The sequence below is a fragment of the Caballeronia sordidicola genome (genome assembly GCF_000729995.1).
Taxonomy (GTDB): domain Bacteria; phylum Pseudomonadota; class Gammaproteobacteria; order Burkholderiales; family Burkholderiaceae; genus Caballeronia; species Caballeronia sordidicola_A.
This window is the reverse complement of record NZ_JNFG01000020.1, coordinates 161,752-176,510: the sequence shown is the minus strand read 5'-3', so window position 1 is coordinate 176,510 and position 14,759 is coordinate 161,752. Positions and strand designations below refer to the sequence as shown.

The window sequence follows — 14,759 nt, the reverse complement described above, 5'->3', positions numbered from 1 at the left end:
TAGTGCTCTGAATAAGGTTAGTGAATCTCGGGTTCATCGCGTTGCGCGCTCGTCGTTGCTGCCACGGTTTCAGACGTCGACACGGCCACCGGTTCTTCGAGAAAATCGAAGTCGCAGCCCTTGTTCGCCTGCGTGACGTGAAGCTGATGCATCACGCCAAAGCCGCGCTCGAACGGTCGTTTCGGCGCCTTCCACGCTTCTTTGCGAGCGGCGAGTTCTTCGTCGCTGACATCGAGATGAAGGCGACGGCCCGGCACGTCGAGCTCGATCATGTCGCCATCTTTCACCAGCGCAAGCGGACCGCCAACGAAGGATTCCGGCGCCACATGCAGCACGCACGCACCGTAGCTCGTGCCGCTCATGCGGGCGTCCGAGATGCGCACCATGTCTCTTACCCCTTGCTTCAGCAGCTTCTGCGGGATCGGCAACTGGCCCCACTCGGGCATGCCGGGCGCACCGACCGGACCCGCGTGTTGCAGCACGATCACGGACTGAGCGGTGATGTCGAGGTCTTCATTGTCGATGCGCGCCGCCATATCGGCGTAATCCTTGAACACGACGGCCGGTCCGCGCGCCTTCAGCAGATGCTGCTCCATTGCGGCCGGCTTGATGACCGCGCCATCCGGCGCGAGGTTGCCGGTCAGCACCGCGAGGCCATCGCGTTCCACCACCGGATTCGCGCGTTTGCGGATCACGTCTTCGTCGAAGATCTCCGCGCCTGCGATGTTTTCGCCGAGCGTCGACCCGCTTACCGTCATCTGCGTGCCGTCGATCAGGCTGCCCAACTCCACGAGCAATGCGCGCAAACCGCCTGCATAGAAGAAGTCTTCCATCAGGTATTTGCCGGCCGGGCGCAAGTTGGCGAGCACCGGCGTGATGCGCGCGAGTTCATCGAAGCGCGCGGTCGTCAGGTCGATACCCGCCCGGCGCGCCACCGCCACCAGATGCACGATCGCGTTCGTGGAACCGGACATGGAAAGCACGGTGGTGACGGCGTTATCGAAGGATTTCGCGGTCAGGATGTCCGACGGTTTCTGGTCGGTCCAGACCATCTCCACGATCCGCTGGCCGGTCAACGACGCGAACTGTGCGTGGCGAGAATCGACTGCGGGTATCGATGAAAAGCCGGGCAGTGTCAGGCCGAGCGATTCTGTGGCGGTGGTCATGGTCGATGCCGTGCCCATGGTCATGCAGTGACCCGGCGAGCGCGCAATGCCGCTTTCGATGCCCTTCCACTCCTCTTCCGTGATCTTCCCGGCGCGCAGTTCCGCCCAGTATTTCCACGTGTCGGAACCGCTGCCGAGCGTGCGGCCGTTCCAGTTGCCGCGCAGCATCGGCCCGGCAGGCAGAAAGATTGTTGGCAGATTCATGCTGATCGCGCCCATCAGCAGGCCGGGCGTGGTCTTGTCGCAACCGCCCATCAGCACGCAGCCGTCGAACTGGTAGGACTTCAGCAATTCCTCGGTTTCCATCGCGAGGAAGTTTCGATACAGCATGGTGGTCGGTTTCTGGAACGGCTCGGCAAGCGTCATCACGGGCATCTCGACCGGGAAGCCGCCAGCCTGCCAGACGCCGCGCTTGACCTCCTCCACGCGTTGCTTGAAGTGCGTGTGGCAAGAGTTGAGTTCGCTCCACGTATTGACGACGGCAATGACCGGCTTGCCCATGTAATCGGACGGGTGATAGCCCATTTGCGCCGTGCGCGAACGGTGTCCGAACGAGCGCAGGTCGTTCACGCCATACCAGCGGTAGCTGCGTAATTGTTCAGGGGTCTTGCGGGGAGCCGTGGGGTTCGAGGACAAGCTTATTCTCCTTGGTAGCGCTACCAAATGCGCTTGAATGGGCGAATGGTAACGCTATCATTGAGGAAGGTCCGTAGGGGATTTCACGGATAAGGGATAGTTGTTCGCAGATAACGCTGGGCGTTCAACCTGCATCGATGACAAACGGAATATCCCGCCGTATTTTGCGCTGCTATCCTCGCCGCATCCCGTTCATGCCGGGCCCGCGCCATCCTGACCGCGTTGCGCATTCGTCTCAAGGCCGGCAAGAGGGGTTGACACCCATTTAATATCGCATGGGAGGTTCGCCATGCTGCGATCGTTCGACCAAGTCTGTCAGCCGGCCGACAAGGGCCTGCTGGTCGCTGCCGACCACGGCCACGCGACGCTCACCGGCGGCGGCACCTACGCGATGCCGTGGCACTGGCACGATTGCCTGATGTTCATCCTGCCGAGCCACGGCGCCGTCGAGCTTCGGCACGAAGACCAGCGCGCGGGCACCTGGCTGTCGCAGGATCGCTTCGCGGTGGTGCCCTCGGGACGGGCGCATCAAACCCGCGCAGGATTCGCCACGCACACGCACGTCGCCGTCTACGTGACGGACGACGCGCTGCAAAAGCTCGATACCGGCATTGGCTCACTCGGTGAATTCCGCCGGCGCACGCGCGTCCCCATCCTCGTGCGCCGTACCTCCGCAATTCGCGCCCTGCAGGAAATCTCGCTGCGCGACGACATGGGGTCCTATGGCGGCCCGACGATCCGCCAGGCCTTGTCGTCGGCCTTGCTGATGCAGTGCATTGGCGAGGTCATCGCCGGCGAGACGGTGCCCGCGACGTCACCCCGAGAGCACGGCATGGCGCTGGTTGCTGAACTCGAAGCCTTCGTGACCCGCCATGCCGATCAGGACATCCCGCTCGACGCCCTGGAACAACGCTTCGGCATTTCGCGCCGTCACATTACGCGTCTGTTCCGCGAAGGCACCGGCATCTCGATCGGCGAATTCCAGCAGCGCACGCGTTACGAGAATGCCTGCCGGCTGCTCGCCGAGACGGACCTGCCGGTCGGCGAGATAGCCTTCCGCGTCGGTTTCGAAAGCGGCGCAGCCCTCTCGCGCGCCATGCGCCGGATTGGCGACCATTCTCCCTCGGACCTGCGTACCGGCATGGCCCGTTCGGTCAAAAGGTAGGGCCCGCTCGAGCGCGCGGCGCAGCGCCGATCCCCGTAATCTGACCGGATGGAAACACGCTCCCCGGTCAGCGGGGCTCAAACGGTTATGCCTCAGCGCCACACAATCCGCCACGCAGTCGAACTTGTCAGCGTGTTTGCCGCCGGTCCCGGCGGCGGCAACCCGGCGCCCATCGTGGTCGATGCCGCCGGCATGTCCGACGCGCAAATGCAGGAGGTGGCCCGGCGCTACGGCCACGAAAGCGGCTTCGTCTTGCCGGCCCCGCCTGGCTCTGACTGCGATTACGAGTTTCGGTTCTGGGTCCCCAATCACGAGATGCCGATGTGCGGACACGCCACGGTCGGTGCGGTCTGGTTGCTCCATCGAAGCGGGCGATTGCAGCGCGACCGCCTGACCATCCAGACCCGCAGCGGCAAGGTGAGAGTCCGTATCACCGGGCACACGGCCGAGGGCGCGGCGGTCGAGATTTCCCAACCCGCGGGCCGTATCGAGTCGTTGACGGAGGGGCAACTCAGCCGTGACGAGATCCTCGACGTACTCGGCATCAGCCGCGCCCAGCTGGCACCCCTGCCAATCCAGAACGCCTGCACAAGCCGGGTCAAGACGCTGATTCCGCTCACGACCACCGCCGATCTCGACAGCCTTCAGCCGCGCTTCGAGAAGATCGAGACACTGTGCGAGCGGATCGGGTCCACTGGCCTTTATCCCTACGCCATTTTCGACGCGGACCGACAAATCTTCGACGCCCGTCAGTTTCCGCGTGCCTCGGGTTATCCGGAAGACGCAGCCACCGGAATCGCGGCCTCTGCGCTCTCTTTCGGCCTCCTGACCAATGGCATGGTTGAATCGTCCGAACGGACCATCACGATCCGTCAGGGACGCGCGATGAAACGCCCGTCGCAAATCTCGGTGCGCTTCAGTTTCGACACAGGTCTCGAGCCTGGCCGCCCGGACGGCTGCTGGCTCGGCGGCCCGGTTTGCTTCGAAGCGCACGCCGGAACGCCGTCATGACGATCGATATCACCGGCCGGCTGGCGCAACTAGGCTTGACGCTGCCGTTTGCGCCATTGCCGCGAGGCTCCTACGTCAGTGCCGTGATCCACGATGGCATCGCTTATATCAGCGGCCAGGTCAGCCGTGTCGGCGACGAAATCATTGCCGGGCCGGTCGATCACGATACGCCGCCCGACGTCATCCGGCACGCGGCACGGACCTGCGTGCTGCGCGCCCTGAGCGTGCTCGTTGCAACGCTGCCGGCCGCGACCGCGGTCGAACGCATCCTGTTCCTGCGCGGTTTTGTCAATGCCGTGCCCGGCTTCGTGAACCACAGCCAGGTCATGGATGAGGCCTCGACCCTGCTCCACGACATCTTCGGTGAAAGCGGCCGGCATGCGAGATCGGCAGTCGGCGTTGCAAGCCTGCCGGGCAACGGCTTGCTCGAAATCGAACTCACGGTCACGTTGACCACCGTGCCTCCGCCCGTACCTCGTCCTTGTCCGCAAGAACACGCCGCCTGCGGCATCGACACCAAGCCATAACACAACACCAGCACGCAACAACCACCGGACCGCCCTGGAAACGGCAGGCCCGGCACGATTCCCTTACCGTGGAGGCAACACCATGAATCGCCGTCAACTGCTGCAACTCAGCCTGGCAGCCGCGCCTGCCATCCTGCTGTCCCGTGTCGTCCGGGCTGCCGACTCCGAACTGATCGTCGGCTCCAACGTCGGCGCGCCGCCGTTCGTCTTCAAGCAGGGTGACACCTATAGCGGCTTCGACGTCGAAGTCTGGAACGAGATAGCGAAGGGCATGAATCGCAAATGGCGCCTGCAACCGATGGAGTTCGGCGCGCTGATCCCGGCACTTCAGACCCACAACATCGACGTCATTGTGTCGCAACTCTTCATCAAGCCGGAGCGCCGGCAGGTGATCGATTTTTCTGATCCCTACTATAAAAGCGGCCTGATCGCGCTGACCCGCGTGGACAACAGCACCATCCACACCCCGGCCGATCTTGCCGGCAAACACATCGGCACCGAAACGGGCACGCTCGCGGTCGGATACATCAAGGACCACATCAAAGATGCCACGGTCGAGCAGTTGCCCAGCATCAACAACGCGCTGCTGGCGCTGGAAGCCGGCCGCACCGACGCGGTCGTCTACGACAAACCTCAAATGCTTTACTACGCCAACAACGCCGGCAAGAACAAGGTCAGGGTTGTGCAGCCGGCTCTGGAGGGCCTCGATGTCGGCATCGGCTTCCAGAAGGGCAGCCCACTAGTCGCCGCGGTCAATCTTCAACTCGCCGCCATGAAGGCCGACGGGCGGCTCCAGGCGCTCAGCCGCAAATGGTTCGGCGAGGCGTCGTCATGACCTTTGACTGGGCGGCAGTCATTGCCGCGCTGCCGGACCTGCTGCAAGGCCTTCAGCTCACCCTCCTGATCGCGTTGGCTGGCCTGGCCGGAGGCATCGTGCTCGGCATCCTCGCGGGCGTGGCGCTGACCTACGGCGGCCGGCTCACCGTCTTGCCGGCCCAGCTCTATGTTGCATTGATCCGCGGCACGCCGATCGTGGTTCAGGTGATGTTCGTCTACTTCGCATTGCCGATCATGATGGATATCCGTATCAGCGGGATCAGCGCCGCCATCATCACCCTGGTCGTCAACTCAGGCGCCTATAACGCGGAGATCATCCGCGGCGCGCTCGACGGCGTGCCGTTCGGGCTGCGCGAGGCGGGCCTGGCGATGGGGCTGCCTTTTCGCACTGTGCTGCTTCACGTCATCACACCCATCGCCTTTCGGCGCGCGCTGCCGGCAATGGGAAACCAGTTCGTCAACCTGGTCAAGGACACCTCGATTTTTCTCGTCATCGGCGTCGGCGAACTGACCCGGCGGGGCCAGGAAATCATGGCCGCGAACTTTCGGGCGGTGGAGATCTGGACTGCGGTGGCGATCATCTACCTGCTCGTGATCAGCCTGCTCGCACTGAGTCTGCGAGTGCTTGAACGGAGAGTACGCCTGCCATGAGCATGATCGAATTTCAGCAAGCCTCGAAGCATTTCGGCGCCAACGTCGTTCTGCATCCCCTCGACCTCGCGATCGAACGGGGAGAAGTCGCGGTCATCGTTGGGCCATCCGGGTCCGGCAAGTCGACGATGCTACGCTGCATCAACGGGCTCGAAAAAATCAGCAGCGGCGACCTGCGCGTCGACGATCTCAGCGTGCTCGGTTCCGCGCGCGACGTCAGACGCATCAGGCTCGAAGCCGGCATGGTGTTCCAGCAGTTCAATCTCTTTCCGAACCTCACGGCGATACAGAACGTCATGTTCGGACCGATCCGGGCGCGGCGCCAAACGCGGGCGCAAGCGCGCGAGATCGCCACGGCGCTTCTGCATAAGGTCGGTCTGTCCGAGCGGATGCATCACTATCCGTCGCAGCTTTCCGGCGGTCAGCAACAACGCGTGGCCATCGCGCGGGCGCTCGCGGTCCAGCCAAAGCTGATGCTGTTCGACGAGCCGACTTCGGCGCTCGATCCGGAACTGCGCCAAGAGGTCCTCAAGGTCATGCAGACACTCGCCAGCGAGGGTATGACAATGGTCGTGGTCACTCATGAAATGGGCTTTGCGAAACGCGTAGGTTCGCGCCTCCTCTTCATGGAAGCCGGCCGCGTGGTGCACGACGGCAAGCCCGTCGAGATGCTGTCGTCGCCGCCGGGAGAACGCTTCCGAGAATTCCTGCAGCACGTTCATTGATGTCCTCGCTTTTTCACGACCGCACGCAACAGGAGTCTGCAGGCAAGATGATCTCTTCACATTTCGAAAGCGACTACGGCTTTCGCCGGGACAATGTCCGGCATGACAACTGGCGTGAAGCGCCCTGGAATGTCTGGGCCTTTCGCCATGTCCACGAGCTGATTCCAACGGCGCGAATCCCGGCCACGTCCGGTCTCGCCGAAGAACCCATGGTCGATGCCACCGCGCTGACCGAACACGAATTCGTGCTCGACGGCGAACGCAGCACCGTCGCAGCCATTCTCCGGCAGACCTCGACCGATGCGATCACGGTGATGCGAGCCGGGCGTTTTATCGCTGATTTTCACGCGCCGCACTTTACCCTGCAGAGTCGCCACATCCTGTTTTCGGCCAGCAAGTCAGTCGCTGGCCTGCTCGCCGGCATGCTCGTCGGCGACGGTCTTCTGGACCCCGAAGCTCCGGTAGCGCATTACGTGCCGGAGCTCGCGCAGTCGGCTTTTGGCGACGCCCGCGTCAGGCACGTGCTGGATATGCGCACGAGCCTCGCGTTCAACGAAGACTATCTCGATCCGGACGGCGTCTATGCCCGCTATCGCCGGGCCGGCCTGTGGGACCCGCGGCGAGACGGTGAGGAACCGGAGACGGTGATCGGCTTCCTTGCTTCGCTGCCCAAAGGCGCGCGGGAGCACGGCGGTCCTTTCCACTACTGCTCTCCCAACTCTGACGTGCTCGGCCTCGTGATCGAGCGTGCCTCGGGCACGCGCTACACAGACTTCGCGGCCACGCGTCTATGGCAGCCGCTGGGGCTACGACAGGACGGATGCGTGACGGTGGACTTGGCCGGCACCGCGCGCTCAGGCGGCGGCCTGTGCATGGCGGTGCGCGACCTGGCGAGGATCGGCGAGTTGGTGCGCCTCGGCGGCATCGTGGGCGGGCGCAGGCTGATATCGGCGGACTGGGTAGACGACACGCTCACGGGCGGAAGCGCCGAGGCATGGCGACAAGGGACCTTCTCGGCCTGGTTGCCTAACGGCAAGTACCGCAACAAGTGGTACCAGGTCGGCAACGCCAGCGGCGCCTGCTTCGCGATCGGCATCCATGGTCAGTGGCTATATGTCGACCCGTTACGAGAAACGGTCATCGCCAAGTTCTCGTCACAACCGGAACCGACCAATAACGATCTCAAGCGCCGGAATCTCGCATTGCTCGAAGCGATCGCAGCGATGACGTGAAGATAGATGTCTCCTAGAACTCGCGAGCAAGAGCCACCCCATGAGCCCATGAGCCACGCCGACCGAGGGTTGACCGAGCAAGGCTTTGCCAACATCGGCCGGTTGGAAGAATCGGCCTGATTTCCCGATGGTGAGGACAGGCCGGTCGAACCGACCGGCCCTCGTTCAGCGGGCGGTCAGCTCAGGAAACCCTCCGCCGTCCCATTGCATCTGTCACCACTGCATCATCGCGCGCTGACCCGCCGCCTTCCTCAAACGGCGGCTGATGCCGAAAACCCGCGCTGCCGGACACTACCGCGATGATCGCGCCGACTACCAGCGCCGCGAACGAATACCACGTCGCGCGGGCAATGCCGCCCGCGGCCGTCTGCGCCGCCTGCATCGCGTCCTGCTGCGCATCGGCGCTGGTCGCAGCCGACGCTGCCCCATTCAGCGCTGCCTGCGCCTGCTGCCTGACGGAATTAGCTGGCGACCCAGCCGGTTGATCCCCTTGACTACCCCCCACCGCCCCGACATTCGCCGTCGCTGCCGCCACGTTCCCCGCCACGCTCACTGCTCCGCCGATGATCGATGTCATGCCATAGAGAAGCAGCAAGGTCATCACAGCCCAGGCAAGCAAACCGTGCAGCCATCCGAGCACCGGCGCGCAACGTCCTGCGAAGTACGAACCGACAAACACGGCTAGAACGGTTGTAACAATCACCCATACGCCTGAGCCAAATCCAAAGACGCGCCCGGGATTTGGCTGAGACATGGGCGCCAGAAGCGACGCGCCGATCGCAGTCCCCAACACGCTCATAACCAGATAAACGATCAGCGACAGGATCACGCCGGCTATGACCGCGCCCCACGAGATACGGGGCAAGCCATCTTGAGTAGTTAGGAGTCGCATAGGTGTCCCCTCTGAACGGGTAATTGATTGTGGAACAAAGTGCCGACGACGCCGCGCCGGGCTCCCGATCTCTGCAATCGCTGTTCCCACACTACGGGGTCGATTAAAGCTGGCATCTTCATTGCAAGGTCTTAAACACGAACAAGACACGAACGCGCGACCTCGTTCGGTTCATCTGCTTCCAAAGCCGCAACAACCGACCACCAGCGAGGAAATCGTGCACATCCTGTTTATCGATGACCATAAAGATTCAGCGGACGCGTTTGGCGAAATAGCATCTGGCCTGGGGCACAAAGTGCAAGTTGCGTACGACGGCCGCTCGGCGCTGGCGCTCACCCAGGCGCAGAGTTTCGATGTCGTTTTCTTCGACATTGAGTTACCCGACGGCGATGGCCGGGAGCTATGCCGGCGAGTACGCAACGAAGGCGCGTCCCGCGACGCGTGTGTGATCGCGGTGACCGGCAGGACCGATCTGCGGGACAAGGACCTGGAACCGTTCGACGGTTATCTGCACAAGCCGATCAGCCCCGGCGCTTTGGAGCACGCGCTGAAATTCTCGGAAGGTTGAATCAGCGCTTGGCGTTCTTTCGACCCTCGGCATTCGTCGCCACCGCAATCGCAATCGCAATCGCAATCGCAATCGCATCGAGATTCTGTGGATGCGCGAGGTTCATGCCGAGCAACTGTCGCATTGTCGAGCTGGCGTTCTTGATGAACGCTTCGCCGACCATCGCGCGTAGGTCTCCCATCGCCTTGACGAAGTTCGGCAGGTATTGAATCAACACCGCGCTGCGATTCTGCGTGCTGTGGTTTGACATCGCGCAATGCCAGGTCGCGCCGAAAAAATACAGTCGCATCGCCGGGTTCCTCTTCCATGCGCTCGCAGCGCTCGAAGAAAGCATCGCCCTCGCCGGGACAACGCAATTCATGCTGCGTGTGCGGCACAAAAGCCGTCGCACCGGTTCGCGCAGTGAACGCGTCAAGCGGAATGGCCACTTGGGCGTTAAGCGGAAAACTCCTGGTGAACACAGCATGTGAGACCGTTTGAGTCGGTGCAATGCGAGTTTCATGAATTAGATAGGTGGAATTTAATTTCCATTTCGACAGCCTTAGCCGATACGGCCCCCAGTCGCACTTGATGGAAACCCATCATTTTTTTGAGTGAGCAGCAAGCGGCGGTCATCTATCGTTGTGTCAACAAGAGGGTCGCCCGGCGGTTGTACTGACGGGAAGCGCTCAAACATCGCTTGAATATCGCTTGAATATCATTAAAAAGCAGGAGACAACCCATGTCCTCGACTCCCGACATCAGCGGCGCCGATACGGCCAAGCCCGGCCTCACCGACCCGACTTTGGACGAGCGTATCGGCCAGCAGTGGTACCAGCCACGCATTCCGCGCGCCGTTCTGAAAGAACTGATGAAACGCAGCGACGCCGAAGGCCTGCGTAATTTCGTGCCGTGGCTGTTGCTGCTGATCGCGTCGGGGTGGGTGGCAGCGCTGTGCTGGGGCACGTGGTGGGCGGTGCCAGCCTTTCTGGTCTACGGCACGATCTATTCGTCCAGCGACGCCCGTTGGCACGAACTCGCCCACGGCACGCCCTTCAAGACCCGCTGGCTCAACGACGCGTTCTATCACCTGTCTTCGTTCCTGACGATTCGCGAAGGCTACTGGTGGCGCTGGAGTCACGCACGTCACCACACGCACACGTACTTCGAGGAGCGTGATCCGGAAATCCAGGTCGCACGACCGACGAAGGTCTGGCCGATCATCGTCGATTTCTTCGGACTGCTGGGTACTTCGCTTGAAATCGGAAAGATCGTGCGGCATGCATTTGGCCGCGTGGATGCCGCCACCGACGCGTTCCTCCCCGCCACCGAAAAGCCGAAGATGATCTGGTCATGCCGAATCTATCTGCTGGTGGTCATCGGCACGATCGGACTTGCTATCGCGCTCCATAGTTTCCTGCCGCTGATGTTCGTGTGGACGCCGCGGTTTTACGGCGGCTGGCTGCATCAGTTGCTCGGCCTCACGCAGCATGCCGGCCTCGCGGTCAACGTGAAAGACCATCGGCTGAACACACGTACGGTCTACATCAATCCGGTCTTCCGCTTTCTCTACCTGAACATGAACTATCACCTTGAACACCATCTCCTGCCGATGGTGCCATTCCACGCGCTGCCGCGTTTGCATGAAGTCATCAAGGATCAGCTTCCGCCCGCTTATCCGAGCCTTTACGCCGTGTATCGCGAGATGGTGCCCGCGTTATGGAAACAGCGTTCCGAGCCGGGTCACGTGATCGAACGCAAGGTGCCGGTTGAAAGCGCTCCGCGCGGAACATTTGCGACCCAGCCGGGCATCTGAACCTGAATAACTCCAACAACAACCCGGAGGCTTTTGTGGCCGTTGAAACGAATGACATCGAGTGGGTCGTCGCCTGCGCTGCCAGCGAGATTGCGGAAGAAGACGTAGTCCGCTTCGATCACGCCGGCGCGAGTTACGCGGTGTATCGGATCGCCGAAGGTTTCTTTGCGTCGGACGGCTGGTGCACGCATGAACGCGCGCATCTCGCCGATGGCTTCGTGCTGAATCGCGAGATCGAATGTCCGCTGCATCAGGGGCGTTTTGATATTCCGACCGGCAAGCCCAAGAGCCCGCCCGTCTGCGTGCATTTGAAGACTTACCCGGTGCGCATTGAAGGCGGCGAAGTGCTGCTTGGTGTCCCGTCGCAAGCGAAGGCTGCGTCATGAAAAGCCGACCCGCGATGGTGATCATCGGCGCCGGGCAAAGCGGAGCGCGCGCCGCCCATGCGTTGCGCGACAACGGCTGGGACGGCGAGATCACGCTGCTCGGCAATGAAGGGGTTGCACCTTATGACAGGCCGCCGCTCTCAAAGGCCGTGCTGCTCGGTCAAAAAACCACAACGCAATGTGCGCTGTATGACGAGACGTTTTATTCCGAGCAACGTATCGATCTGCGCGTCGATGCGGGCGTACGGCAGATCGATCGCGCGTCGCGCAAAGTGGTTCTAAACGATGGACATACCGTCGCCTATCACCGGCTGCTCATTGCCACCGGCGCTGCGCCAAGGCGCCTGAGTGCGCCCGGCGCAACGCTTGAGGGCGTGCATGTGTTGCGCACGGCTGCAGACGCGTCGAGTGTGGTCGGCGAGTTGTTGCCGGGACGCAAGATCGCGATCGTGGGTGCGGGTTTCATCGGGCTGGAGATCGCGGCAACAGCCATCGCGAGAGGCTGTGAAGTGATCGTGATCGAAGCGGCAGCGCGTGCGCTGATGCGTGCTGTGCCGGAGATCGTCGCGGCATATCTGGTGGAGCGGCACAAGCAGATGGGCGTGGACGTGCGCTTCGCCGTGCAGGTCGACCGGATCATCGGCTCCACCACGAAACGCGTCACGGGCGTGAAGCTCTCCGATGGCACGAGCATAGCGTGCGATTGCGTGATCGCCGGCATTGGCGTGAAGCCGCGCACGGAACTGGCGGAAGCGGCCGGTATCGACGTAGCAGATGGTATTGCGGTGGACGACACGCTGCGCACCAATGATCCGTATATCTTTGCGGCGGGTGATGTCTGCTCGTTCCCGCACCGGCTCTTCAGGCGCCGCATGCGGCTCGAATGCTGGAAGAACGCGGAGGACCATGCGCGCATTGTCGCGCGCAACATGCTGGACCGCGGCGAGACCTATTCCGAAGTCCCGTGGTTCTGGTCCGATCAATACGACATGACCATACAGATTGCCGGCATGCCTGCGTTCGGCGTCACGACAGCCGTGCGCGAGACGAGCGCCGCTTCGCGGGTCTTCTTCGCGCTGGATCGCGATGGCGTGCTGGTCGGCGCAAGCGGCGTGGGCCAGGCAAGCGAGATCGCTCGCGACGTGCGCGTAGCGCAGGAGTTGATTGCGCGGCGCGCGTGCGTTGCACCCTCGTTGCTTTCCGATCGCAGCGTCAAGCTCAAGCCGCTGCTTGCCGTGGAGGCGCTATGACGCAACGGCTCGACATCTATCAGTCGCTATGGGCAATGGAGCGGCGTCACACCGACGGTCATGAGCGCTCGCTTGAAGACAACATAGCGATGATCGCGCAGGCGGGCTTTAACGGCGTCAGCACTTCTTATGCATCGCGCGATGACGTGCGTCGGCTTAGCGGTTTGCTAAGACCGCTCGGCCTGCAAGCAGAAGGACAATGTTTCCCGAGTACGGTAGATGACCTGCAACCGATCCTTGAAATAGCCACCGAATTCGGCGTGCATCACATCGACTTGCAGCCCGATGTACGCCCACGTCGCCTCGATGACGCGCTCAAGTTGATCGATGGATGGACAAGGCTCGCCGAGCAGGTGGATTTTCCGGTGTATATCGAAACGCATCGGGACCGCATGACGACCGACCTGCATTTCACACTCGATCTGCTCGATGCCCGTCCGGATCTGAAACTGCTCGGCGACATCTCGCACTATCTGGTCGGACGTGAATTCGCGCTGCCCGTGTCCGATGAAAACCACGCGGATATGCACCGGATTCTCGATCACTCGTGGGCGTTTCACGGCCGCGTCGCAAGCCGTGAGCAAGTGCAGATAGAGATCTCATTCGAGCCGCACCGGATCTGGGTGGACCTGTTTCTCGACTGGTGGTCTTACGGCTTTGCGTCGTGGCAACGACGCGCCGGTCCTGACGACACGCTGGTCTTTACTTGCGAGCTGGGACCCAAGCCTTACGCAATCATCGGCCGCGATGGCAATGACACAACCGATCGCTGGGCAGAATCAAAGCTGATGCAGGGCTGGATTCGCGAACTTTGGGACGGCCTGTGCCGCCAGGAAAAACCCGCGCCTTTAGCGCTTAGTCGCTGAGCGGAAGGTTTTCGCGCAACAACACCGTGACCGGAATCTGCTGCGGCAACGCCACGCCAGGATCGCGATGATAGTGCCGCAAGATGATTTCGATGGAACGCATTGCTTCGGCGGCCGGGTTCTGGTCGAGCACGGCGTCGAGCGTTCCTTCAATGAGCAAGCGCCGCGAAATGTCGTTGAGTTCGTGGCCCACGAACACCGTCGAACGAACCCGGTCGAGCGCCTGAAGTGCCGCACCGACGCCTTCGTCGCCGACTGAAATGTTGTAGATGCCGCGCAGGTCGGGATAGCGCCGGAACGCGTCGCGAGTGAGCTTTTCGGTGAGCCCGGATTGCTCGCGGCTCTCGACGGTCTCCACGATGTCGCAGTTAGGGAAACGCCGCCGCAGTACCGAACGAAAACCGCTTTCACGTTCTTCATGGCCGAGGAAATCATGCATGCCCGTCATCACGAGCACCTTGCCTCCCGCATCGCCGATAAAGCGGCCCATCAGCTCGCCCGCGACGCGTCCTGCCCCGCGATTGTCGATACCCACATAGGCCAGCCGCCCTGTTCCCGGCAAGTCGCTGGCAAGCGTGACGACCGGCATCGCACGGCTGACCTGTCGCAGCGCCGCCGTGATGTCGGGATGTTCATACGCGACGATGATCAGCGCGTCGGCCTTCTGCGTCGCGCGGCTGATGGTCTCGACCACACGCGCCGGCTCGAGGTTATCGAAGTAAGTCACCGCGCAGATCACGCGCTGCGCTTCGAATGCCTTCTGGGCGATTTCGAAACCCTGCTTGAGATAGACGTAATACGGCGCAACGGGTTGCTGCAAAAGGATTGCGATGCGCAACCAGCGCACCGATACCGCATCGAGCGCCCGATCGATCTTGAGCTTGCGCGCCCATTCAAGCACGCGCCGCTCCTTCTCGCGCGAGACGCCGCCACGGCCGTTGAGGACGCGGTCAACGGTCGCTTCGCTGACGTCGGCGGCCTTCGCGATATCGGCCATGCTCGTTTTACGGCGGTTGGTCAGATCGGGCATGAGCCTTACACGGTTTAGGGAA

The 14,759-nt window shown here is 62.2% G+C and carries 16 protein-coding genes; 12 read left to right on the top strand and 4 right to left on the bottom strand.

Annotated elements, in window-relative coordinates; genetic code table 11:
- Window positions 1–17: 17 nt before the first annotated feature.
- The gene (araD, locus tag FH08_RS0120055; RefSeq protein WP_031360056.1) at window positions 18–1,802 is read right to left on the bottom strand and encodes an L-arabinonate dehydratase; all 1,785 of its coding nucleotides are present in this window, start codon (window positions 1,800–1,802) and stop codon (window positions 18–20) included.
- Window positions 1,803–2,091: 289 nt separating this feature from the next.
- On the opposite strand from araD, the gene FH08_RS49540 reads away from it, so the two are divergent.
- The 7 genes from FH08_RS49540 (at window position 2,092) to FH08_RS0120020 (ending at window position 7,950) form a co-directional block, all read left to right on the top strand.
- A complete protein-coding gene (locus FH08_RS49540) occupies window positions 2,092–2,967 on the top strand; it encodes a helix-turn-helix domain-containing protein (RefSeq protein ID WP_031360055.1) in 876 nt (291 codons plus the stop codon).
- A gap of 48 nt (window positions 2,968–3,015) precedes the next feature.
- Window positions 3,016–3,978 (top strand): PhzF family phenazine biosynthesis protein, encoded by a 963-nt coding sequence (locus FH08_RS0120045; protein ID WP_326928968.1) that lies wholly within the window; start codon window positions 3,016–3,018, stop codon window positions 3,976–3,978.
- Window positions 3,975–4,505 carry a RidA family protein gene (locus FH08_RS0120040; RefSeq protein ID WP_081889520.1) on the top strand — a complete coding sequence of 177 codons (531 nt, stop codon included), beginning with the start codon at window positions 3,975–3,977 and terminating at the stop codon, window positions 4,503–4,505. Before FH08_RS0120045 ends, FH08_RS0120040 begins: the two co-directional genes overlap by 4 nt.
- 82 nt (window positions 4,506–4,587) lie before the next feature.
- Complete coding sequence (locus tag FH08_RS0120035; protein ID WP_031360052.1) at window positions 4,588–5,340, top strand: transporter substrate-binding domain-containing protein; 753 nt, start codon at window positions 4,588–4,590, stop codon at window positions 5,338–5,340.
- A complete protein-coding gene (gene glnP / locus FH08_RS0120030; protein ID WP_035566675.1) occupies window positions 5,337–5,993 on the top strand; it encodes a glutamine ABC transporter permease GlnP in 657 nt (218 codons plus the stop codon). Before FH08_RS0120035 ends, glnP begins: the two co-directional genes overlap by 4 nt.
- Window positions 5,994–5,995: 2 nt before the next feature.
- Complete coding sequence (gene glnQ / locus FH08_RS0120025; RefSeq protein WP_031360050.1) at window positions 5,996–6,718, top strand: glutamine ABC transporter ATP-binding protein GlnQ; 723 nt, start codon at window positions 5,996–5,998, stop codon at window positions 6,716–6,718.
- Window positions 6,719–6,765: 47 nt separating this feature from the next.
- Window positions 6,766–7,950 carry a serine hydrolase domain-containing protein gene (locus FH08_RS0120020; RefSeq protein ID WP_031360049.1) on the top strand — a complete coding sequence of 395 codons (1,185 nt, stop codon included), beginning with the start codon at window positions 6,766–6,768 and terminating at the stop codon, window positions 7,948–7,950.
- Window positions 7,951–8,131: 181 nt separating this feature from the next.
- On the opposite strand, the gene FH08_RS0120015 is transcribed toward FH08_RS0120020, so the two are convergent.
- Complete coding sequence (locus FH08_RS0120015; RefSeq protein ID WP_051888382.1) at window positions 8,132–8,842, bottom strand: YrzE family protein; 711 nt, start codon at window positions 8,840–8,842, stop codon at window positions 8,132–8,134.
- Window positions 8,843–9,059: 217 nt separating this feature from the next.
- Between FH08_RS0120015 and FH08_RS0120010 the strand changes: the two genes are divergently transcribed.
- Window positions 9,060–9,410, top strand: coding sequence for a response regulator (locus tag FH08_RS0120010; RefSeq protein WP_031360047.1), 351 nt, complete (start codon window positions 9,060–9,062; stop codon window positions 9,408–9,410).
- Between the two features lies 1 nt (window position 9,411).
- Here the strand turns inward: FH08_RS0120010 and FH08_RS53460 are convergent, their stop codons facing one another.
- On the bottom strand, window positions 9,412–9,699 hold the full coding sequence (locus FH08_RS53460; protein WP_235210420.1) for a hypothetical protein: 288 nt from the start codon (window positions 9,697–9,699) through the stop codon (window positions 9,412–9,414).
- Window positions 9,700–10,131: 432 nt separating this feature from the next.
- On the opposite strand from FH08_RS53460, the gene FH08_RS0120000 reads away from it, so the two are divergent.
- From FH08_RS0120000 to FH08_RS0119985, 4 genes are read left to right on the top strand one after another with little or no spacing between them, the layout of a single operon-like run.
- Entirely contained in the window at window positions 10,132–11,205 is a 1,074-nt protein-coding gene (locus tag FH08_RS0120000; protein WP_031360046.1) for a fatty acid desaturase family protein, read from the top strand.
- 35 nt (window positions 11,206–11,240) lie between these two features.
- On the top strand, window positions 11,241–11,591 hold the full coding sequence (locus FH08_RS0119995; protein ID WP_031360045.1) for a non-heme iron oxygenase ferredoxin subunit: 351 nt from the start codon (window positions 11,241–11,243) through the stop codon (window positions 11,589–11,591).
- On the top strand, window positions 11,588–12,841 hold the full coding sequence (locus tag FH08_RS0119990) for an NAD(P)/FAD-dependent oxidoreductase (RefSeq protein ID WP_031360044.1): 1,254 nt from the start codon (window positions 11,588–11,590) through the stop codon (window positions 12,839–12,841). The genes FH08_RS0119995 and FH08_RS0119990 overlap by 4 nt, the downstream gene beginning before the upstream one ends.
- A complete protein-coding gene (locus tag FH08_RS0119985) occupies window positions 12,838–13,707 on the top strand; it encodes a sugar phosphate isomerase/epimerase family protein (RefSeq protein WP_031360043.1) in 870 nt (289 codons plus the stop codon). Before FH08_RS0119990 ends, FH08_RS0119985 begins: the two co-directional genes overlap by 4 nt.
- Here the strand turns inward: FH08_RS0119985 and FH08_RS0119980 are convergent.
- Complete coding sequence (locus FH08_RS0119980) at window positions 13,697–14,737, bottom strand: LacI family DNA-binding transcriptional regulator (RefSeq protein ID WP_031360042.1); 1,041 nt, start codon at window positions 14,735–14,737, stop codon at window positions 13,697–13,699. The two genes, FH08_RS0119985 and FH08_RS0119980, sit on opposite strands and share 11 nt — an antisense overlap.
- Window positions 14,738–14,759 lie beyond the last annotated feature (22 nt).